The sequence below is a fragment of the Mammaliicoccus stepanovicii genome, from assembly GCF_002902525.1.
GTDB lineage: Bacteria > Bacillota > Bacilli > Staphylococcales > Staphylococcaceae > Mammaliicoccus > Mammaliicoccus stepanovicii.
Map to the genome: position 1 here is coordinate 1 of NZ_PPQZ01000051.1, position 23,251 is coordinate 23,251.

At 31.6% G+C, this 23,251-nt stretch carries 21 protein-coding genes; 15 read left to right on the forward strand and 6 right to left on the reverse strand.

Translation table 11 applies throughout. The features are described 5' to 3' along the window. Window positions 1-142: 142 nt before the first annotated feature. Window positions 143-1,585, reverse strand: a complete 1,443-nt coding sequence (locus tag CD111_RS08195; RefSeq protein WP_095088159.1) for an amino acid permease — start codon at window positions 1,583-1,585, stop codon at window positions 143-145. 244 nt (window positions 1,586-1,829) lie between these two features. Here CD111_RS08195 and CD111_RS08200 point away from each other — a divergent pair, with 244 nt between their 5' ends. The 3 genes from CD111_RS08200 to CD111_RS08210 all read left to right on the forward strand — a co-directional run bounded on the left by CD111_RS08200 (window position 1,830) and on the right by CD111_RS08210 (window position 4,871). Beyond that, complete coding sequence (locus tag CD111_RS08200) at window positions 1,830-2,765, forward strand: metal ABC transporter solute-binding protein, Zn/Mn family (protein ID WP_095088157.1); 936 nt, start codon at window positions 1,830-1,832, stop codon at window positions 2,763-2,765. Window positions 2,766-2,856: 91 nt separating this feature from the next. Beyond that, window positions 2,857-3,840: a GMP reductase gene (gene guaC, locus CD111_RS08205; RefSeq protein WP_095088155.1), complete on the forward strand. Its 984-nt coding sequence runs from the start codon at window positions 2,857-2,859 to the stop codon at window positions 3,838-3,840. Between the two features lie 23 nt (window positions 3,841-3,863). Continuing rightward, window positions 3,864-4,871, forward strand: a complete 1,008-nt coding sequence (locus CD111_RS08210) for a CAP domain-containing protein (protein ID WP_229726512.1) — start codon at window positions 3,864-3,866, stop codon at window positions 4,869-4,871. A 468-nt stretch (window positions 4,872-5,339) separates the two neighbouring features. Here CD111_RS08210 and lexA read toward each other — a convergent pair whose 3' ends face one another. Further along, the gene (lexA, locus tag CD111_RS08215; RefSeq protein ID WP_095088152.1) at window positions 5,340-5,960 is read right to left on the reverse strand and encodes a transcriptional repressor LexA; all 621 of its coding nucleotides are present in this window, start codon (window positions 5,958-5,960) and stop codon (window positions 5,340-5,342) included. 144 nt (window positions 5,961-6,104) lie between these two features. Between lexA and sosA the strand changes: the two genes are divergently transcribed. The 4 genes from sosA to CD111_RS08235 all read left to right on the forward strand — a co-directional run bounded on the left by sosA (window position 6,105) and on the right by CD111_RS08235 (window position 9,188). Continuing rightward, window positions 6,105-6,335, forward strand: a complete 231-nt coding sequence (sosA, locus tag CD111_RS08220) for a DNA damage-induced cell division inhibitor SosA (RefSeq protein WP_095088151.1) — start codon at window positions 6,105-6,107, stop codon at window positions 6,333-6,335. 79 nt (window positions 6,336-6,414) lie between these two features. After that, on the forward strand, window positions 6,415-6,651 hold the full coding sequence (locus tag CD111_RS08225) for a DUF896 domain-containing protein (protein WP_095088150.1): 237 nt from the start codon (window positions 6,415-6,417) through the stop codon (window positions 6,649-6,651). A gap of 85 nt (window positions 6,652-6,736) precedes the next feature. After that, window positions 6,737-8,725, forward strand: a complete 1,989-nt coding sequence (gene tkt / locus CD111_RS08230) for a transketolase (RefSeq protein ID WP_095088149.1) — start codon at window positions 6,737-6,739, stop codon at window positions 8,723-8,725. A 232-nt stretch (window positions 8,726-8,957) separates the two neighbouring features. Beyond that, window positions 8,958-9,188, forward strand: a complete 231-nt coding sequence (locus CD111_RS08235; protein ID WP_095088148.1) for a YneF family protein — start codon at window positions 8,958-8,960, stop codon at window positions 9,186-9,188. 74 nt (window positions 9,189-9,262) lie between these two features. Here the strand turns inward: CD111_RS08235 and CD111_RS08240 are convergent, their stop codons facing one another. Continuing rightward, a complete protein-coding gene (locus CD111_RS08240) occupies window positions 9,263-10,246 on the reverse strand; it encodes a thermonuclease family protein (protein WP_095088147.1) in 984 nt (327 codons plus the stop codon). Between the two features lie 189 nt (window positions 10,247-10,435). Here CD111_RS08240 and CD111_RS08245 point away from each other — a divergent pair, with 189 nt between their 5' ends. Together CD111_RS08245 and CD111_RS08250 are read left to right on the forward strand one after the other, a co-directional pair. Further along, a complete protein-coding gene (locus tag CD111_RS08245; protein ID WP_095088145.1) occupies window positions 10,436-11,113 on the forward strand; it encodes a cytochrome c biogenesis CcdA family protein in 678 nt (225 codons plus the stop codon). A gap of 46 nt (window positions 11,114-11,159) precedes the next feature. Next, a complete protein-coding gene (locus CD111_RS08250) occupies window positions 11,160-11,630 on the forward strand; it encodes a CcdC family protein (protein ID WP_095088144.1) in 471 nt (156 codons plus the stop codon). A gap of 18 nt (window positions 11,631-11,648) precedes the next feature. On the opposite strand, the gene CD111_RS08255 is transcribed toward CD111_RS08250, so the two are convergent. Beyond that, window positions 11,649-12,155, reverse strand: a complete 507-nt coding sequence (locus tag CD111_RS08255; RefSeq protein WP_095088143.1) for a DUF2621 family protein — start codon at window positions 12,153-12,155, stop codon at window positions 11,649-11,651. A gap of 75 nt (window positions 12,156-12,230) precedes the next feature. Between CD111_RS08255 and sbcD the strand changes: the two genes are divergently transcribed. From sbcD to CD111_RS08270, 3 genes are all read left to right on the forward strand, one after another. After that, complete coding sequence (sbcD, locus tag CD111_RS08260) at window positions 12,231-13,358, forward strand: exonuclease subunit SbcD (protein WP_095088142.1); 1,128 nt, start codon at window positions 12,231-12,233, stop codon at window positions 13,356-13,358. Continuing rightward, window positions 13,358-16,381 (forward strand): exonuclease subunit SbcC, encoded by a 3,024-nt coding sequence (gene sbcC / locus CD111_RS08265; protein ID WP_095088141.1) that lies wholly within the window; start codon window positions 13,358-13,360, stop codon window positions 16,379-16,381. Before sbcD ends, sbcC begins: the two co-directional genes overlap by 1 nt. 96 nt (window positions 16,382-16,477) lie before the next feature. Continuing rightward, complete coding sequence (locus tag CD111_RS08270; protein ID WP_095088140.1) at window positions 16,478-17,098, forward strand: SCO family protein; 621 nt, start codon at window positions 16,478-16,480, stop codon at window positions 17,096-17,098. A 58-nt stretch (window positions 17,099-17,156) separates the two neighbouring features. On the opposite strand, the gene mscL is transcribed toward CD111_RS08270, so the two are convergent. Beyond that, window positions 17,157-17,510 carry a large conductance mechanosensitive channel protein MscL gene (gene mscL / locus CD111_RS08275; RefSeq protein WP_095090122.1) on the reverse strand — a complete coding sequence of 118 codons (354 nt, stop codon included), beginning with the start codon at window positions 17,508-17,510 and terminating at the stop codon, window positions 17,157-17,159. Window positions 17,511-17,714: 204 nt separating this feature from the next. Here mscL and CD111_RS08280 point away from each other — a divergent pair, with 204 nt between their 5' ends. The 3 genes from CD111_RS08280 (at window position 17,715) to menI (ending at window position 22,870) form a co-directional block, all read left to right on the forward strand. Beyond that, window positions 17,715-19,340, forward strand: a complete 1,626-nt coding sequence (locus tag CD111_RS08280) for a glycine betaine uptake BCCT transporter (protein ID WP_095088139.1) — start codon at window positions 17,715-17,717, stop codon at window positions 19,338-19,340. A gap of 289 nt (window positions 19,341-19,629) precedes the next feature. Continuing rightward, complete coding sequence (acnA, locus tag CD111_RS08285; RefSeq protein WP_095088138.1) at window positions 19,630-22,335, forward strand: aconitate hydratase AcnA; 2,706 nt, start codon at window positions 19,630-19,632, stop codon at window positions 22,333-22,335. Between the two features lie 88 nt (window positions 22,336-22,423). After that, complete coding sequence (menI, locus tag CD111_RS08290) at window positions 22,424-22,870, forward strand: 1,4-dihydroxy-2-naphthoyl-CoA hydrolase MenI (protein WP_095088137.1); 447 nt, start codon at window positions 22,424-22,426, stop codon at window positions 22,868-22,870. An 80-nt stretch (window positions 22,871-22,950) separates the two neighbouring features. On the opposite strand, the gene CD111_RS08295 is transcribed toward menI, so the two are convergent. Continuing rightward, window positions 22,951-23,250, reverse strand: coding sequence for a HesB/YadR/YfhF family protein (locus tag CD111_RS08295; RefSeq protein ID WP_095088136.1), 300 nt, complete (start codon window positions 23,248-23,250; stop codon window positions 22,951-22,953). Window position 23,251 lies beyond the last annotated feature (1 nt).

Below are 23,251 nucleotides of genomic sequence, written 5' to 3' on the forward strand. Positions count from 1 at the left end.
ATTAAATATTTAACTTTATTATACTATACATAGCACAATTTTAAAAAGTAACAATCAATTATTAAATATTTGAATTATATTCCATAAGCCAAGAAAAAAACTACCAACAAATTGTAATCATTGTTGGTAGTTAGAATATATATTATTTTTTATATTGATGTTTTGATAAATCAATATGTTCGAGTTTAATAATTTTAGATTTAGTAATGCCTTTATGAACAAAGTAAATGACAAAACCAATTAGAATTGGAAGGAAAGATTCAATTAGAATTGGTATATCCATTGACATAATGCTATCGAATGACTGACCAATTAATAGAAATGCAATAACTGCCAGTACTATGATTGGCCCTAGTGGATATAAAGGTGCTTTATATTCTAATGTATCTTCTACAGATTTACCTTGTTTTTTAATGGCCATTCTTAATCTAATATGACTGATTATACTCATTGCCCATACTAATGTAACAAGCGCACCGAGCATATTTAATAATCTGTAATAACCATCTGCATTAATCGTTGCATAAACGATAGAACAGAATATGAGTACAATTGTGACACATAAAGAGATGAAAGGCATGTCTCGTTTATTTAAGTTATTAATAAATTTTGGTGCTTGTTTGTGTTGTGCTAACGAGTATAATAAGCGACTTGTAGCATATAGACCTGAATTCCCTGCAGATATTAATGCAGTTAATATAACAGCATTTATAATAGAAGCAGCAAATGCAATACCTACTTTATCAAATACTATTGTAAATGGACTTTGTGTAACCGTATTGGCTTTATTTAATAATAGCGGATCAGTATATGGAATGATTGCTGCAATAACAGCAATTGCTAAGATGTAGAACAATAATATTCTCCAAAATACTTGTTTGATTGCTTTTGGCATTGATTCTTTTGGATTCTCAGATTCTCCAGCAGTTACGGCAACAACTTCCGTTCCACCAAAGCTGAATCCAGCTACTAATAGTACGCCAAGAAATCCTGATAAACCATTAACAAAAGGTGCTTCTTTATATGTGAAGTTGCTTAATCCAATAGGATCATTGCCACCTAAAATACCAAAAATAATGAGAACACCAACAATTAAGAAAATAATGATTGTTATGACTTTAATGAAACTTAACCAATATTCTGCTTCCCCAAACGCTTTTACTGTAAAGGCATTAAGTAAAAATAATATGATGATAAATAATATGCTCCACATAAAAGGCGTAACATTTTGAAATACATCCCAGTATGTAATGACCTTTGCAGCAGTTAAAATATCGACACTTGTTACGAGTGCCCATATTACCCAATATAGCCATCCGACAGTAAATCCAGCAGATGGATCAACGAATCGACTAGAATACGCACTAAACGATCCAGAAACGGGATAAAATGTTGCAAGTTCACCAATTGCAGTCATTAAGAAATAAAGCATGACACCAATAATTGAATATGCAATAAGTGCACCACCCGGACCTGCTTGTGTGATGACGGCACCACTAGCCATAAATAAGCCTGTTCCTATCGAACCCCCGATGGCTATCATGGAAATATGCCTAGTTTTTAATCCTCTTTTCATTTCTTCCATTTAATTCACCTTACTTTCTAATGTTCAATTCTTCAGAAAATTGAAATATACATCATATTTTATTATCATTTTAGGAATTAAGCAACATAAAGTTTAATGCATAAATGCTTTAAAGTGATAAAATAATCAACTTAATCTAAAATACGTCAATTTGAACATGTTTATATTGATTTTCCGTTGTTGATATATAACTTTGAAAGGCGTATATTTATATAATTGAAGAAAGGCATATGAGGTGTTTAATATGAAAAAAATATTCGGCGTTACAGCGTTATTTGCTTTATCCATTTTGATATTATCTGCTTGTGGGCATAACGATAAACAACATGGGAAACTAAAAGTTTATGCAACTAATTTTCCATATGAAAGTTTTGTTGAACAAATTGGCGGTAAATATGTAGATGCAAATTCAATTTATCCGAGTGGTACTGATTTACATAACTATGAACCATCTCAACGAGAAATGATTAACATCGCAAAAAGTGATTTATTTATATACTCAAATGACGAATTAGATCCTGTAGCTAAAAAAATAAGTTCAACGATTAGAAGTAAAGATCATAAATTAGAAGCAATACCTCATTTAAATGATAATGAATTAGTAGAACATCATCATGAGGATGGGGAAAGTCATCAACATGAAGAAGATGCACATGAACACGATCCTCATATTTGGTTAGATCCAATTGCTAATAAAGAAGCAGCAAAATCAATTAAAAATAAATTAATTGAAATAGATCCAAAACATAAATCTACCTATATTAAAAATTATCATCACCTAATCACAGATATTGATAAAATAGATAAAGACATGCAAGCTATTACAAAAAATAAAAAAAGAGATACTGTCTATATTTCTCATGATTCACTCGGTTATTTAGCAAAACGATATCATTTTAAACAAACTGGCGTAACAGGTATGAACAATGAAGAACCAAGCCAAAAAGAACTATTAAGTATTATCGATGGCATTACAAAGCAACACACACCGTATATACTTTACGAACAAAATGTCAGTTCCAAAATTACAGATATTATTAAAAAAGATACAAACAGTAAACCACTTAAGTTTCATAATTTAGAAGTATTAACGAAGAAAGAAGCAAAAGAAAAAAACATCACATACCAATCAATTATGAATCAAAATATTGAAACATTAGATAAAGCTCTTAATAAATAACAAATATAATCTTATTTCATTTACTTTTAGTAATTTAACATGTATAGTAACTATTGGATTATTATTAATAGTAGTGAAAGAGGTCATTGATATGAAAATTTTTGATTATGAAGATGTACAATTAATACCAAATAAATGTATAGTAGAAAGTCGCTCAGAGTGTGATACTACGGTGAAATTTGGACCAAAAACATTTAAATTACCAGTTGTGCCTGCTAACATGCAAACTGTCATGAATGAAGAGCTTGCTGAATGGTTCGCAACGAATGATTATTTTTATATCATGCACCGATTTGATGAAGAAGCAAGAATTCCTTTTATTAAGAGAATGCAAAGTAAAAATCTCTTTGCTTCAATCTCTGTAGGTGTTAAGAATACTGAGTATACTTTTGTAGAACAACTAGCTAAAGAAGGGTTAGTCCCTGAATATATAACGATAGATATAGCACATGGTCATTCTGAACAAGTTATTAGAATGATTAAACATATTAAACAACATATTCCTAACACATTTGTGATTGCTGGAAATGTTGGTACGCCAGAAGGTGTTCGTGAATTAGAAAATGCTGGAGCAGATGCTACTAAAGTAGGTATTGGACCAGGACGTGTGTGTATCACTAAAATCAAAACAGGATTTGGCACTGGTGGATGGCAATTAGCTGCAATTAACTCATGTAGTAAAGCTGCTAGAAAACCAATGATCGCTGATGGTGGTATTAGAACTAACGGTGACATTGCGAAATCAATTAGATTTGGTGCAAGCATGGTTATGGTCGGTTCATTATTTGCAGCACATGAAGAATCACCAGGTGAAACAGTTGAATTAGAAGGTAAACTATACAAAGAATATTTTGGTAGTGCATCTGAATTTCAAAAAGGTGAACGTAAAAACGTTGAAGGTAAAAAAATGTTTGTAGAACATAAAGGTTCACTTCAAGATACATTAATAGAAATCGAACAAGATTTACAAAGTTCTATTTCATATGCAGGTGGTACTGATTTAGAATCTATTACTAAAGTGGATTATGTAATTGTTCGTAATTCAATTTTCAACGGTGACCGCGACTCTAAATAGGTGAGGTGGACAACTTGAAAAAAGTGTTTTACTTATTTGTATTGTTATTATGTGTAACGCTAATCAAGCCTGTCCCTGAATCCGATTTATCTAGGCAACTACAGGAAAAAGTTCAACATCTGAATGAAGGCATTTTACATGACAAGACATCAGAACAAGCTGAACTTAAAACGCCAAATCAACAAGAGTTTGCAATTAATAATATTCAAATCAATCAAACAAAAAGTGAAGTTGAGAAGGAACTTGGAAAACCTAAACGTATAACAAAGAATGAATATAATGAAAAATGGCATGCATATCATGACCATTACAATGGATTTGTAATGGTTAGTTATGTAAATGACAAAGTATCAGGATTATACACAAACCAAGACTTAGTAACATCTCAAAAAGGGATAACGAGTAAAATGAACAAGGAAAAAGTTCGTTCTAAACTCGGTAATCCAATTAAAGCAATTCAAAAAGGAAACCTGAAATTAATTCAAAGTGATCCAGAATATGATGTTTTTAAATTTGATAATATTTATACTACTATTTTTTATGATAAGTATAAGAACAATCAAATAAAAGGAATTATGCAAGTGGCTGCCACGACTGAAGATAAACGTAAAAATCAGTATCATGTTGGCGATCGTGATTATAAACAAGCATTAGAATATCAAAATTTTGATATAATAAATGCTGAAAGAGTACAGTTCGGACTAACACCATTATCATACAATGAAAATGTTAGCAAAACTGCTCGAACACATAGCCAAGACATGGTTCGAAAACATTATTTCGATCATACGAATAAGCAAGGGTTATCTCCATTTGATAGATTAGATCATGATGGTTTTAATTATATAACTGCAGGTGAAAATTTGGCATACGGTCAAATTAGTAGTATATATGCACATCATGGTTTGATGAATTCTTTGGGACACAGAAAGAACATTTTAAATAAAGATTATAAAGAGTTGGGTGTAGGCGTAGATATTGGCGAGAATTTACAGCCATATTGGACTGAAAACTACATCACGCAACAGTAAACGAGCTATAAAATTTAGATTTTATACCAATAACTAATATATAATTAAAAGGCATTATTTCATATTTCCTTAAATGTTTAACAGATGTTGTTTCTAGTAATTTGATTGATGGAAGTAACATATAAAGGGGAAGTTTTACATGGAAAATAAAGAAATAAAACAAAAAGATTTTGATGTATTAGATCGTATTAAAGAATTATTAAATAAAAAAGACGTTTCATAAATTGAAATTAATTTTTAAGAACTCAAGTAATCTAGTATAGGGAATATGAAACAAAACCAAAAGCGTAATTCGCTTTTGGTTTTTTATTTATGTAGAGATGTAGCAGGATAACATATAGGAAGCGACTAAGTAGCAAGATTGACGAATCTAGCAAAATAGATTGGACATATTCTTGAAATTATATAAATAAAAAATAGAACATGTTATTTGGCAGTATTTAGCCTTAATAACATGTTCTATCTTATTTACATTTCTCTGAATAACCCAACTACTTTACCTAATACAGTAACATTGTCCAAATAAATTGGTTCCATTGTATTATTCTCTGGTTGTAATCTATATCTGGATTCTTCTTTAAAGAAGCGTTTTACTGTTGCTTCGTCATCTTCAGTCATTGCAACGATAATATCGCCATTTTCTGCTATAGACTGGCTACGAACAATCACTTTATCTCCATCATATATACCAGCTTCAATCATACTCTCACCAATTACATCTAAGATGAAGATGTTGCTATTATGTGTTGAAGTGAAGTGTGCTGGTAACGGGAAGTATTCTTCCACATTCTCAACAGCAGTAATAGGAACACCCGCTGTAACTTTACCAATAACAGGCACGTGTATTGTATTCTCTTGATTAATAGATTCACCAATTGTTTCAGTAATTTCAATTGCTCTTGGTTTTGTAGGGTCTCGTTTAATATAGCCCTTTTCTTCGAGTCTAGATAAGTGACCATGAACGGTTGAACTTGATGCTAGTCCGACTGCTAATCCAATTTCACGAACACTAGGCGGATAGCCTTTTGTTTGTACTACATGTTTGATGAATTGATATATTTCAGATTGACGTTTAGTTAATTCTTTCATAGTCGCACGCTCCCAATAAATGATTTAAATTTATTATAGCACATACGTTTCCTTCGAACAAACATTTGTTCGTATTTTTGTTGACTACGAACAGTTGTTCTGTTATTATAAAAATACAAACAAACGTTCTAGGAGGAATTGGAAATGACAATTACAATTAAAAAGACAGTGTTACTATATTTAGCAGTGTTTTTAATGACGTTATTAATCGGGTTTTTATATTTAGCACAAGCGCATGACATATATACTACAGAACAAACGTACGAGATGACAGACCATCAAATAGATCAACATAATAATAAACAACAAGATAATATACAGAATGAACCAAATAAGTTAGATAAGGCGAACACTTTAGTCGGGACAATAGATTAAATTTAAACACGAGCAATTCCATTTGGAATTGTTCGTGTTTTTTGGTATCTTTTAATTAATATAGAAAGTAGGGATGAAAATGTTAGACGAAAAGAAAATCAATAGAATAAATGAACTTGCAAATAAAAAGAAAACAAGTGGGCTTTCTGAAGTAGAAGCTAAAGAACAGTCAAAACTTCGCGCTGAATATTTACAAGCATTCAGAGGAAACTTTAAAAAGACAATCGAAAATACAAAAGTTATCGATCCTGAAGGTAATGATGTAACACCAGAAAAAGTAAAAGAAATTCAGAGAGCGAATAATACAAGGAATTAATACAGAAATAAGCTATTTTAATTAATTTATGAAATATTTTCATGTATAATGAAAATGGATTATAAGAATAAAGGAGACTACATTTATGTTTAATGAAAAAGATCAACTTGCAGTAGATTCAATTCGTGCATTAAGTATTGATGCAATTGAAAAAGCAAACTCAGGACATCCAGGATTACCTATGGGTGCTGCGCCAATGGCATACACACTATGGACAAAGCATTTAAATTTTAACCCACAATCAAAAGACTATTTTAACAGAGACCGTTTTGTATTATCAGCAGGTCACGGTTCAGCATTGTTATATAGTTTATTACATGTATCTGGTAGTTTAGAACTTGAAGAAGTTAAAAACTTTAGACAATGGGATTCTAAAACGCCTGGACATCCAGAGTACAGACACACTGATGGTGTTGAAGTAACTACTGGTCCACTAGGGCAAGGCTTTGCAATGAGTGTTGGTATGGCAATGGCAGAACAACATCTTGCAGGAAAATTTAATAAAGAAAAATTTAATGTAGTAGACCATTACACATATGTATTAGCTAGTGATGGCGATTTAATGGAAGGTATTTCTCATGAGGCAGCTTCATTAGCTGGTCACTTGAAACTTGATAAATTAATAACACTTTATGATTCAAACGATATCTCTTTAGATGGTGAATTAAACAAAGCTTTCTCTGAAAATGTTAAAGAAAGGTTTAAATCATATGGTTGGAGTTACATTCTAGTAGAAGATGGTAATAATTTAGAAGAAATCGATAAAGCAATTACAAAAGCTAAGAAACTAGATGGACCAACTATGATTGAAGTAAAAACAGTCATTGGATTTGGTGCGCCAAATAAAGCTGGAACAAATGGTGTACATGGTGCGCCACTTGGTAAAGAAGAACGTGAATTAGCACTTAAAAACTATGGTTTAGATCCATCTAAACAATTTAATGTACCTGAAGAAGTATATGAAATCTTTAGCAAAACAATGTTAACACGTGCAAATGAAGATGAAACAGAATGGAACAAACTTGTAGGTGAATACGCTAAAGCTCACCCAGAGTTAGCTGAAGAGTTTAAACAAGCCATTTCAGATGAATTACCAGAAGATTATGCTAAAGATTTACCAGTATATGAACCAGGTAATAGTAGTGCAACACGTGCTGATTCTGGAGAAATCATCCAAGCGTTAAGTAAATCAGTACCTGCATTCTTTGGCGGTTCTGCTGACTTAGCATCATCAAACAAATCTAACGTTAAAGATGTTGAAGATTTCAGTGCAGATACGCCTGAAGGAAGAAATATTTGGTTTGGTGTACGTGAGTTCGGTATGGCAGCTGCTGTTAATGGTATGGCTGTTCATGGAGGCGTTAAACCATATGGTGCTACGTTCTTCGTATTTAGTGATTACTTGAAACCAGCTTTAAGACTTTCAGCAATTATGGGAGTACCATCTACATTTGTATTTACTCATGATTCAATCGCAGTAGGTGAAGATGGTCCTACTCATGAACCTGTAGAGCAATTAGTCGGACTAAGAGCTATACCAAACTTAAATGTGATTCGTCCAGCAGATGGAAATGAAACAAGAGTAGCTTGGAAAGTAGCATTAGAATCTAAGTCAACACCTACAGCATTAGTATTAACACGTCAAAACTTAACTGCATTAGATGTTGAAGAATCAGTTGTAGAAGAAGGCGTTCGCAAAGGTGGATATGTAGTTTATCGTTCAGAAAAAGACCCTGAATATTTATTAATCGCATCTGGATCTGAAGTATCATTAGCAGTAGATGCTGCCAAAGATATCGAACGAGAAGGTAAAGGTGTCCAAGTAGTATCACTACCTAACTGGCATGCATTTGAACAACAAGATGCTGAATATAAAGCGTCAGTTTTACCATCATCAATTACTAAACGTGTTGCAATTGAAATGGCTTCTTCAATCGGATGGCATAAATATGTTGGTCTAGAAGGAAAAGTTATTACAATCGATACATTCGGTGCAAGTGCGCCTGGTGACTTAGTTGTTGAAAAATACGGATTTACGAAAGAAAATGTATTAAACCAAGTATTAAGTTTCTAAGAAGTAAAATAAAACTTCTATAAAAAACGGACAAACCTGGAAAAAATCAAAAGATTTTAATCAGGTTTGTCTTTATTTATAATGATTCATCCAAGTTTTGAAAGCTGATTATTAAATTTTATTAATTTTAATAAAAAGTCAAAAAAATTTTCAATTTAAACATTAAGTTTCGTCTTGATAAAATGAAATTAATTTAGTAAACTTTTATAGGATACAGAAAGTGGGTGAAATAATGGCAACATGGTTAGCAATATTATTAATCATCGTGGCATTAATAGGTGGGATTGCACTAGGATTCTTCCTTGCACGTAAATATATGATGGATTATTTGAAAAAAAATCCACCAATCAATGAAGAAATGTTACGTATGATGATGATGCAAATGGGTCAAAAACCATCTCAAAAGAAAATTAATCAAATGATGACAATGATGAATAAGAATATGGATCAAAAAGTGAAATAGTCTTAAATTAATCATACAAGAGCCTGAGACATAATATATGTCCCAGGCTCTTTTTTGCGTATAGTCAATTGTTCTTAATTTTTTTCACAAGCAAAGTTGTCTTTGTCTCTATCGTGTTTCGGTTCATATGCTGGGTGTGTACTAGGAACGCCATTTGGATAGACAGATCTTAAAGCAGTACAATTTGGATAATGTTCTATCGGTGATGAGCTTTCTTGTGTACTATTTTGAATATTTGTTTCAGGTATTGAATTAATATCTTGCGAAGCGTCTTGATTTTGTGAAGAACTCACATTTGAATTTGAATCTTCAAAAACAGATCCTAAGCTCCAAATTCCAAGATTTTCTTGCTTTGCTTTTGATTGACTTAATTCAAGTTCATCTAAATATCTCGTATTAGGTGGATAAACATATGCAACTTTTGCTAATCCTTCTCTTACTAATATATTATTGAGCATTTCTCCATCGACATATACATATACTAAATGTCTTTGATACTTATCTTTTCTTTGGCCAACATCATATTCTACTTCAATATTTGTAGCATTTTGTAATAACGAACTCGTCCTATTTGAAGCTTCTTCACCAAACGGCTGTTTACCTAATCGAGGGTGCTTCGTTTCGGGTGTATCTATAAGTAAAAATCTGAAACTTTCTTCTTTATCATTAATTATAAAACGCGCTGTATCTCCATCAACTGTTTTAGAAAGGGTAACTGGAATGCGATCTGTAGTTCCAGGTCTATATGTATGACTTTTCTCTTCTTGATTGTCAACTGGAGAAGGTGTTGCTTTATGTTCCTCTGTTGATTTTTCAATTTTTTTCTCTTTATGTATTGAAGCTGTATGATTTTCAGTTGAAGTGGATTTAACTGGTTTGATGTTAGTCTTTTTAGGTTTATCTTTTTGTTGATGATGGCTTACTTCTTTTGTTGATTCATGATTTGTCGTATCATCTTCATTATATGTAAAGATATTGATCAATGCTATTATTATAAATATCGATATGATGAATATAGTTTTTCTACCACGTCTTGTTTTAGGTTGTTTATATAGCATCATGCTGCTCTCCTTTTTTAAAATAATTATATTCACTATAAAATTATTATACAGCATAACAAATATTTGGTATATATAATTTTGTATAATCTAATACGCTTTTTGAGGTTTCACTGATTGTTCAAAATAAATTCATTTTATCTTATAATAAATTTGTTAAAATAGATTAAGAGTAAGAGGGGGGATATTGTGGAATTAACAGTTTTCGTAGCATTTGGAGCAGGTATATTAAGTTTTGTTTCTCCTTGTGTATTACCAATTTATCCGGCGTTTATTTCATACATAACAGGTATGAGCTATGACGACCTTAAAAATAAAGGACTAAGTCGAAATGCAATTTTACATACGATTATATTTTTAGTTGGATTTAGCGTCATTTATATGATTTTAGGAATGGGTATTGGTTATATATCAGGTTTACTTATTAATTATCAAACCCTTATTAGACAACTAGGTGCGATTATTATAATTGTATTTGGTTTAATTATTGTTGGGGTATTTCAACCACAATTTTTGATGAAAGATAGAAAAATTAATTTTAAAACAAAACCTTCTGGTTATATTGGAACAATTCTAATAGGTATGGCTTTTGCAGCAGGATGGACACCATGTAATGGTCCGATAATTGCAGCAATTGGTACATTAGCAGCAACGAATTCATCTCAGGCAATGTTATACATGTTACTTTACGTTCTAGGGTTTAGTATCCCATTTTTCGTTCTAACTTTCTTTATAACTAAATTACAAATAATTAGAAAGTACAATCTTGCTATCATGAAGTTTGGTGGTATAATTATGATAATTATGGGAATTTTATTGTTCTTTGACTTATTAACGGAGATTACAATATTTTTCCAATCTTTATGATTGGTTTATCCATATAAGAATTCTCGTATTTAAAGGAGTTTTAAACATGTATTTCCTTTTTTCTATTTTTATTGCATTTTTAATGGGTTTAGGTGTTCTTGTAATCAGAATGAAAGCACAAAATTACCCAACAAATACTAAAAAAATTATTTTACCACCATTTTTTATGGCTACAGGTGCTTTTATGTATGTCATTCCCTATTTCAGGTTAACAGGTGCTGAAATATTAGAAGCAGTTATAGTCGGTCTATTCTTTTCTATATTTTTAATTGTTACTTCTAACTTTGAAGTTAAAGGTAAAGATATTTATATGAAACGTTCTAAACTTTTTCCTGTTATTTTAATTACATTATTATTGATAAGAACAATTGGGAAGATTTTTCTAAGTGATGCATTGGATCCTGGACAATTAGGTGGGATGTTCTTCTTATTGGCATTTAGTATGATAGTGCCATGGAGAATAGCGATGTATTTGAAATATAAGAAATTACGAGACAATATGACGACAGTAAAATAAAAACAACGCACATCTCATTTATTGAGTGTGCGTTGTTTTTGCTTTAGAAATTTCTTCTGAATGATCAAATATAGAAAATTTGTTTTTTTCATCATCAGCCAATTCGAAGAGTTTCAAATATGGTGTATAATCTATATTAAGTTCAGTTAATTTCTTCTTCATAAACTTGTGATCTCGTTTCGGTGTCGCGATGATATATCCTCTCATGATATGATCGAGTTCAATTGTTGATGCATGTTCCTCAATGGCGATTTTAGAAATACGTCCACCTATTTTTTCTTTTGCAACGTCTCTGAATAGATCAGGAACTGGGGAAACTAATTCGTTTAATAAGTTGCGGGCATCATTATTCCATAATGGTAATGCTTTTCGGATGTAATAGTCTTGCCAATCAAGCTCACTCATTCCATCATCTTTAGGCATACGTTTCAAAAACTTACGAAACATAAAGAAACCACCAATAGCTAGTAACGAAATGAATATGATACACCATAAGACGATAAAAAATATAAAAACGTTACTCAATGAAATCACTCCTTAGAACTAGTATAAATGAAGCTATTTAAGCTGTCTAATAAATATTTTGAAAGGACACATATTATGAAAATATTACATACCGCAGATTGGCATATTGGAAAATCAATAAATGGTCAATCACTTTTAGAAGATCAACAATATGTACTTAATGAACTATATAAAGCTATCGAAGAACATAAGCCAGATATCGTAATAATTAGTGGCGATTTATATGATTTACATTATCCAAGTAAAGATTCAATGGTCGTACTAGAAGATGCGCTGTCTACAATTAATTTAGAGTTGGATACACCAATCATTGCTATAAGTGGGAATCACGACGGTAAAGAACGATTGAATTATGGTGAAAAATGGTTCGAAAAATCTGGATTAAAAATTATCACGCAATATGAGTCAATGTTTAAACCTATCGAAATAAAGGATGTTCATATTTATGTGATGCCATACTTTACTCCAGCAGACATTAAAGCTGCCTTTAAAGAGAAAGATATTTCGACTCATCAAGAAGCAGCTGATTATATCGTTGAACAAATGAAATTAGTTATAGACAAAGATAAAACAAATATATTAGTTGGACACTTGTTTGTATCAGGGGGTAAATCAAGTGATTCAGAAAGACCGTTATCAATTGGCACGATTGAAACAGTGGATGCTAGTACTTTTGATCCATTTGACATCGTAATGCTTGGTCATTTACATCATCCATTTGCAATACAATCCGAGTTTATATTTTATTCAGGTTCATTGATGCAATATTCATTTTCTGAAGAAAAACAAGCTAAAGGATTTAGATTATTTGATGTTCAAGATAAGGCGTTCAAACAGTCATTTATTCCGATAACACCAAGAAGGTCATTCCATGTCGTAAATGCGTCTTACAATGAAGTTATCCATGAAAATATCACGATACCTAATAAAGATGATTACTTCCATTTTAAGTTAACAGATATGGATCATGTAACAGATCCATTATTAAAGATAAGAAAAATATATCCAAACACATTGCAATTATCTAGACAGGACTATGCAATAGCACAAGATGAAATTAATGTTGATGTGCATGCTTTAAGTGATTTAGATATTATTAAATCATTTTATAAACATGTAACAGATGAAGAATTGACTGGTGTTAAAAATGAAAAAATCATCCAACTATTAGAAGCAGAGAACAATAAAGGAGCTGATGAATAATGAGACCATTGTCTTTAAATATGCAATATTTCGGACCGTTTATGAATGAGACAATAGATTTTAGAAGTCTTTCAAAGTCACAGCTTTTTTTAATATGCGGTAAAACAGGTTCTGGGAAGACGATGATTTTTGATGCAATGGTCTATGCACTGTTCGGTAAAACATCTACGGAAACTAGAGAAGAGTCTGATTTGAGAAGTCATTTTGCAGATCCAAAATTACCTACTAAAGTACAATTCGAATTTGAGATTAAGGGAACAGAATACCAAATAATTAGAACTATTAAATATATTAAAGAAGGCAATAAAAATCCTACAAACCCAACAGTAGAAGTATATAAGAAAGAATCTAACGAATGGGCTTTAGTTACAAGTAGTATTAATGCGAGTAATGACTATTTAAAGTCATTATTACATATGAATGTCAAACAGTTTAGACAAATATTGATTCTACCACAAGGGGAATTTAAACAATTTTTAGTATCAAATAGTACTGACAAGAGAAGTATTTTAAGAACATTATTTGATAGCGATAGATTTGAGGCTTTACAAGAAAAGTTAGAAGATGAAATGAAAAAAGAAATTTCAATGATAGAAAAGCATTATCAGAAAATCACACAGTATGTGTATGACTTACATGATTTCGATAACGAAGAGTTGATTCAATATAAAGAATTAGAAGGATATCGGTACGAAAAAGTTGTAGAAGCACTAGAGCAATTTAATAACGTTGGCGCTCGTTTATTGAGTGAGCTAGATAAGAAATACAAAACTTCTGAACAACAAGTTGAAGAAATTGAAAAATATTTTGAAGTTGAAAAGTTAACGATGCAAAACTTTGAAATGTTGGAAGATAAGAAAAAATCATTTGCAGCGTTACATGACCAACTTAGTCACATTACACATTTAAAAAATCAATTAAAATATTTAAAAACAGTTCAAAGTATGACATATCAATATGATCAGTTGCATCTTACAAAAAAGGAATTAAATACAACTGAAAATGAATATAACCAATTACAAAAAGAAAGTGAAGAAACGAATCTTCAGTTTGAAGAAGTGAAACAGAAGTTGAGTATTAAACTTAATGACCAAAGTAGAATAGAATCATATAAAGAATTCATTAAACAAACAGCTCATATACAGACAAATATCTCTCAATATAAAGAAGCATTACAAGAATTACCTCATAGTATAAAGATGTTTAAAGATATGAAAACAAACATTGAAGATAACGAGGGACAACTTAAGACATTAAATGCATTATTAGATGAACATGCAGTTGATGACCAAATAGAACAAGAAAAATTAAAAAAACAAGAAAATCTAATATTAGAAATAGAAAATTTGAAAAATAAACAAGAACAATATGCTGAAAAAAATAAACTTATAGAAAAGAAAACATCATTAATTGAAAAAATAGAAGAATTGAACGAAAACAAATTAATGACGGAATCAAAGATTATTGAATCAGACAATTTCGAAGTTTTGTCAGTTGAAGATGAAATAATAAAAATTCAAAAACATGTTCATTTAGGTGAGACATGCCCAATTTGTGGTTCGGAAGTTAAATCAATAAATGGAGATATTGATTTTGAAGCAATAAAACAAGAAAAAGCAATGCAGCAAGAGTTAATTAAAGCACAGCAAAATATTTCAAATGAACTCGTGATGTATAAAGAAAGAATGAATACAATAATCGAGCAGATTAATAATCTGTCGATATCTAAAGATGTAAGTGAAGAACTTGAAAGTGCAGTAAGTGCATTAGCAATAATAAAGAAAGAAATAAATGGTATAAGAGCACATAGACAAGAAGCACAAAATATTCAATTAGAAATACGTAAATTAGAAAAACATATATCCGAACAAAAATTGGACTATAATAATATGCATCATAAAATTGAAAGATTTAAAAAAGATGCCTCATACTTTAAGAGTGAAACAAAATTTGAAACAATTGATGCATTTGTAAAACAATTTGAACAGTATCATGTAGAAGTTAATCAATTTGACTCAGAAGTCGAGTCATTAAAAGAACAAGTAGAGCAATATAAAGAAAAGCAAGTCGAAATACAAAACAAAATCAATACAGCTAAAGAAAGAAAGGATATATTTGTTAAACAAATTGAGTCTAGTCAGTCATTTATAGAAACAGAAATGAAGAAACATCATATAGAGTCATATGAACAATTAGATGAATTACTAGGTAGTGTTAGTAATATTCATGAATACGAAGTAGAAATTGAAGAATTCGAAAAAAAATATAACAAATTAGAAGCTGATGTAATAGAGTTAAGAGGAAAAGTTAAAAACAAGATAAAACCAGATTTAGAACAGATTTCAAATCAATTATCACATGCAAAGGCATCATTTGTTGATATTACGAAAGAACATACTGAGTTGAAATTTAAAATAGAACAAAACAGTAAAAAACGAAACGAAATATTTAACATCATCACTTTATTAGAGCAAGATTTATCAGAACAAGAAGAACTGATTGAACTTACGAGGGTGATGAATGGTAAAAACGCAGAAAAGCTATCATTAGAAAATTATGTACTGATTTATTATTTGAATCATATATTGGATAGTGCCAATCAACAATTCACGAAGATGACAAATAGTCGCTATCAATTAGTACGTAAGAAAGAGAAATCCCAAGGTTTAAGTGGGTTGGAGATAGAAGTGTTTGATAGGTATTCAAATAGAACAAGACATATTACAACACTTTCTGGGGGAGAGACTTTTCAAGCATCATTATCTTTAGCGATAGGGTTGTCAAATATCGTGCAACAAGAAGCGGGTGCAATACATCTAGAGTCAATGTTCATTGATGAAGGATTTGGCACATTAGATTCAGAAACCCTTGAAACAGCACTTGATACGCTCGTTAATATTCAAATGTCAGGTAGATTAGTTGGAATCATATCCCATGTGTCTGAATTGAAAACAAGAATTCCTACAATTTTAAATGTAAATAAAAATGGATTTTTAAGTACAAGTTCATTTATAACGAACTAATGACACATCAATGTCATAAATAAATGAATTTATGTGTTCAAGTTATAAATTTTATTTGATATATTTTAATTAATAGCAAATTGTGGGAGTGTTGAGATGAAAAAGGGAATGATGGTAACTTTATTGGCAATAATCACATTAATGATAAGTGCTTGTAGTAATAATTCGATTGAGCCAAGCGGGCAATTTGGAAATAAGATGCAGTCATTTGATGTAACAGATCAAAATGGAAAGAAATTTTCACAGAAAGATATGAAAGGCAAAGTTTATATAGCGGATTTCATATTTACTAATTGTGAGACGGTTTGTCCACCTATGACATATAATATGAGTACAGTTATAGATCAATTAGAAAAAGATGGCGTCAAAAACTATGGTGTGATTAGTTTTAGTGTAGATCCGCAAAATGATACGCCACAAAAACTTAAAGATTATATTAAACAATATGATGTACCAAATAATAAATGGACGTTATTAACAAACTATGATTTTAAATTTATTAAACAGTACGCTGAAGATAATTTTAAATCAATCGTTGCCCCACCTCCAAAAGGCAGTACACAAGTTACACATGGGACAAGTTTTTATTTAATAGATCAAAACGGAAAAATTATTAAAAGTTATAGTGGACAAGATGCTGGAGATAAGAAGTTTCCAAAATCTGAAATAGTAGCAGATGTAAAAACTTTAGTTGAAGAAGGTCCAGTAGAAGATTAAAAAAGCAGAAAAGATATGAATTCATATCTTTTCTGCTTTTTATTTGTATATGTAGAGATTATTTTTCGCGTAATGCGTCACGAATCTCTGTAAGTAATACAGTTTGTTCATCAATTTCTTCTTCTTCTTCACCTTTCTTCATTAATGTATTTACAATCTTAATGAAGATAAATAGTGCGAAAGCAACAATGATGAAATCGATAATGGATTGAATGAATAAACCGTACTTAATACCCATTAATGTCCATTTCTCAGCAAAATCAACTTCTCCGAAAATTAATCCGATGAGTGGCATGATGACGTTTTCTACTAATGAAGTAACAATTTTGTTAAAGGCAGCACCTATAACAACGGCGATTGCTAAATCTAATACGTTTCCTTGTAATGCGAAATCTTTGAATTCTTTTAACATTGACATATTAAACACCTCCTTATCGACATTATAATACATTATATAGTGGAAAATTGGAATAGCGAGTTTGATTTTAAGTGTAATATTTGTTAAAGTGTTGAATGTTGCTGTTTTATATATATTAATTTTTTAATTAATAGGGATTAATTACAGTTAAAACGGGAATATAAAATAAAAGTTTGTATAATTGAAAGGAGAATTTTAATGGCGAATGTTCCAACACATCCCAATGGGAGAAAAGTTTCGAACGTATTTACGATTAGTGCAATTGTAGTTGCTATTATTGTTGCACTTGGTGCGATTTTTCCAAGTCAATTTGGGGAAATAACCGCTAATATTAGTTCATGGATTTCAAAATACTTCGGCTGGTATTACATGATAATCACAATTGGTATGGTTTTCTTCTGTGTATTTATTATTTTCAGCCCAATTGGTAAATTGAAATTAGGTAAACCGCATGATAAACCTGAATTCAATACAATTTCATGGTTTGCAATGTTATTTAGTGCAGGTATGGGTATTGGTTTAGTATTCTACGGAGCGGCAGAACCGATGTCACATTTCATGTCACCTCCAACAGCTGATCCTGAAACTAAAGCTGCAATGACAGAATCAATGAGATCTACATTTTTACATTGGGGCTTTCATGCATGGGCAATCTACGGCGTAGTTGCATTAGCATTAGCATATTCACAATTTAGAAAAGGCGAGCCTGGGTTATTATCTAAAACATTAAGACCAATTTTAGGTGATAAAGTAGATGGACCTATAGGAACTATCATTGATGTGTTATCAGTATTTGCAACAGTAGTAGGGGTTGCAGTTTCACTAGGTATGGGTGCTTTGCAGATCAATGGTGGTTTAGAATACCTATTCGGCATTCCAAATAATATTATTATTCAAGGTATCATTATTGTAATCGTAACGATATTATTCTTAATGAGTGCTTGGAGTGGACTAAGTAAAGGTATTCAATATTTAAGTAACTTGAATATTGCTTTAGCTTCACTATTATTAATCGTTACATTGATAATTGGTCCAACTATTCTAATATTAAACATGTTTACATCATCAACTGGTGCTTTATTCGATTCATTCTTATTCAACAGTTTCGATGTAGCACCACTCAATCAACAAAAGAGTGACTGGTTAAACTCATGGACACTTTATTATTGGGGTTGGTGGATGAGCTGGAGTCCATTCGTAGGTATATTTATTGCACGTGTATCACGTGGACGTTCAATTCGTGAATTTATTTTAGGCGTAATGTTAGTACCAACAATCATCAGTTTCATCTGGTTCAGTGTATTTGGTGTAACTGGTATTGAAGTAGGTAAAAAGACACCTGAAATATTCAAGATGACAACTGAAACACAATTATTCGGTGTGTTCAATGAATTACCAATGGGTGCAGTATTATCTGTTATCGCATTAGCTTTAATTTGTACATTCTTTATTACATCAGCAGACTCTGCTACTTTTGTTTTAGGTATGCAAACTACTTACGGTTCACTAGAACCTTCAGGTAGAGTTAAAATTGTCTGGGGTATTGCACAATCATTAATCGCATTTATCTTGTTATTATCAGGTGGCGATACTGGATTAGGTGCATTACAGTCAGCAGCAATTATATCCGCATTCCCGTTTAGTTTCATAATTATAATGATGATTGTAGCCTTTTATAAAGATGCTAACCAAGAACGTAAATATCTTGGACTTTCAATTACACCGAATAAGCATCGTATGAAGGAATACGTTGAAAAATCTAAAAGAGAATATGAACAAGAATTAAAAGAACAAAGAAAATTAGAAAGAGAATTAGAAAATTAATTCGAATAAATCATTCTTGTATCAATGACAGCTCGCATGCGTAGGATTTCTCCTATTTGTGCGAGCTGTTTTTATTGTTTAAACATATATTTTTAGTTGATAATCATTATCAGTTAATAACAAAATTTTATGTATAACAAAATATCCATAAGCAAAACTTATAGATGCATATTATAAACTTGAATGATAAATATACGTATTTTTAGGGTGTATGTATTGTTTTACTATGGTATTGATTATACAATTGTATATGAAGCATTAACTTGCACAAATAAAAGGGGGAACTAAAATGAGCTCAAGTTTAAAAGAACAATCTAAAAAGTCTTTTGAATTGAACGGCAAGACATACACGTTCTACAGCTTAAATACATTAGATGAACTAGGTTTATCTAATGTTGAAAAATTACCATATTCAATTCGTGTGTTATTGGAATCTGTATTAAGACAATTTGATGGTCGCGTAATTACAGAAGATCATATTAAGAATTTAGCAAAATGGGGTAAATCTAACGATCCAAATGCAGAAGTACCATTCAAGCCTTCTCGTGTTATATTACAAGACTTCACTGGTGTTCCAGCAGTTGTCGATTTAGCATCTTTGCGTAAAGCGATGGATGATGTAGGTGGAGATGTTTCTAAAATCAACCCTGAAGTTCCGGTTGATTTAGTAATTGACCACTCGGTACAAGTAGATAGCTATGCATTACCTAATTCATTAGAAATGAATATGAAATTAGAGTTTGAACGTAATATCGAACGTTACCAATTTTTAAACTGGGCAACTAAATCATTTGATAACTATCGTGCTGTTCCACCAGCAACTGGTATCGTTCACCAAGTGAATTTAGAATATTTAGCAAGTGTTGTTCATATTAGAGAAGAAGGCAATGAACTTGTAACTTACCCAGATACACTAGTAGGTACTGACTCTCATACAACTATGATTAATGGTATCGGTGTTCTAGGCTGGGGTGTTGGTGGTATTGAAGCAGAGGCTGGTATGTTAGGTCAACCTTCATATTTCCCTGTTCCAGAAGTTATTGGTGTTAAATTAACGAATGAATTGCCACAAGGAACTACTGCTACTGACTTAGCATTACGTGTAACAGAAGAGCTTCGTAAAAAAGGTGTTGTAGGTAAATTTGTTGAATTCTTCGGACCAGGCGTTGAAAAATTACCGTTAGCTGATAGAGCAACGATTGCTAATATGGCTCCTGAATACGGTGCAACTTGTGGTTTCTTCCCGGTAGATCAAGAATCACTAAGTTATTTACGTTTAACTGGTCGTACAGAAGAACAAGTTCAAGTAGTTGAAAAATACTTAAAAGAAAACAATATGTTCTTCAATGCTGAAAATGTTGAACCGACATATACTGATGTAGTGAGCTTAGATTTATCTACTGTTGAAGCTTCGTTATCTGGACCAAAACGTCCACAAGACTTAATTAAATTAAGTAACATGAAGAAATCATTTGTAGATTCTGTAACTGCTCCAGCAGGAAACCAAGGACATGGTTTCGATAAATCAGAATTTGACAAAAAAGTAGACATTGAATTAGAAGACGGAACAAAAACTTCTATGACAACTGGAGACATTGCAATTGCTGCCATTACTTCATGTACGAATACATCTAACCCGTATGTTATGTTAGGTGCAGGTCTTGTTGCTAAGAAAGCAGTTGAAAAAGGTCTGAAAGTACCTGATTATGTTAAGACTTCATTAGCACCAGGTTCTAAGGTCGTTACTGGTTATTTAAGAGATGCAGGACTTCAAGAATACTTAGATCAATTAGGCTTTAATTTAGTTGGTTACGGTTGTACGACATGTATCGGTAACTCAGGTCCATTATTACCTGAAATCGAAAAAGCAATTGCTGAAGAAGATTTACTTGTAACGTCTGTATTATCTGGTAACAGAAACTTTGAAGGTCGTATTCATCCTTTAGTTAAAGCAAACTACTTAGCTTCACCACAATTAGTAGTGGCATATGCTTTAGCAGGAACAATGAATTTCGATTTACAAAAAGACCCACTTGGTCAAGATGAAAATGGTAAAGATATTTACTTAGCTGATATTTGGCCATCAATTGAAGAAGTTAAAGAAACAGTTCTTTCAGTTGTAACACCAGAATTATTTAGAGAAGAATATAAATCAGTATTTGAATCAAATGAAATATGGAACCAAATTGAAACGACTGATCAACCATTATATGACTTTGATCCAAGTTCAACTTATATCCAAAACCCAACATTCTTTGAAGGTTTATCTAAAGAACCTGCCGATATTAAGCCATTAAGTGACTTACGCGTTATGGGTAAATTTGGTGATTCTGTTACGACAGACCATATTTCTCCTGCAGGTGCAATCGGTAAAGACACACCAGCTGGTAAGTATCTTCAAGATCATGGCGTAGCAATAAGAGACTTCAACTCATATGGATCACGTCGTGGTAATCATGAAGTGATGATGAGAGGTACATTTGCTAATATCCGTATTAAAAACCAATTAGCACCAGGTACAGAAGGTGGATTTACAACTTATTGGCCAACTGAAGAAGTTATGCCAATCTTTGATGCTTCAATGAAATATCAAGAAAATGGTATCGGCTTATGTGTATTAGCTGGAAATGATTACGGAATGGGATCATCACGTGACTGGGCAGCTAAAGGTACAAATCTTCTAGGTGTTAAAACAGTTATCGCACAAAGTTATGAGCGTATCCACCGTTCTAACCTTGTTATGATGGGTGTATTACCATTACAATTCCAAAAAGGTGATTCTGCAGAAAGCTTAGGCTTAACTGGTAGAGAATCAATTTCTGTTGATATTCATGAAGGTGTAAAACCTCGTGATATTCTAAAAGTTACGGCTACTAGTGAAGACGGTAAAGTAACTGAATTTGATGCATTAGCACGCTTTGATTCTGAAGTAGAAATTGATTACTACAGACATGGTGGCATCTTACAAATGGTATTAAGAAATAAATTAGCATAATGCTAAAAAACAACTGCTTAATCGAGCAGTTGTTTTTCTTTTTATGGTATGATGATGAAAGTAAGCAATTTAGAAAGAGGGATAATAAATGATTTATAGTGAGACACCAATTGATGTAAGATACGCTGAAACTGATAAAATGGGTGTTGTGTATCATGCAAATTATGCAATTTGGTTAGAAGTTGCACGTACAGACTATATATATAAAGCAGGATTTAGTTATGCTGATATGGAGAAAGCAGGTATTATTTCTCCTGTAGTAGATTTAAATATTAAATATATGCAATCCATAACGTATCCTGAGAAAGTAATCGTAAAAACATGGATCTCTAAATATTCTCCAATCAGATCTATTTATTCTTATGAAATTATAAATGAAAATGGTGACATCGTGTCAACTGGTTCAACTACACATGTTTGCTTAAAAAAAGGCTCAAATAGACCAATAAGATTAGATAAAAGTTTCCCTGAATGGCATGAAGCATATTTAAAAATTAAAGAAGAATCAGATAAAGGTATAGATCGTAAATTATAAGAGCAAGATTAAATTCATTTACGAGTTCAACTAATAAGAAAGAGCCAGCGACTGGTTAAAGTCGTTGGCTCTTCTACTTATTATTTAGCAGCTTTCGCTACATATTTAATTTCGTCATGTTCATTTAAATCAATGAGTAAATCATTGTCTTTAAAATACCATAAATCTTTTTCGTCTATAAAGAATGTTATATTGTCTTTCTCGTCTTTAAATCCCACTTCAGAACTATCTAAAGAGTCAACTGTAAAAGCCGGTGAGAAGCCTTGTTTTAATTGAAATTCACCGCCATAGCGCACAATAATTCTTAATGCTTGGTCATCATTGAATTCTAATTCACGTTTAAACCATTCTATCGCTTTATCAGTAATTTCTAAATTCATA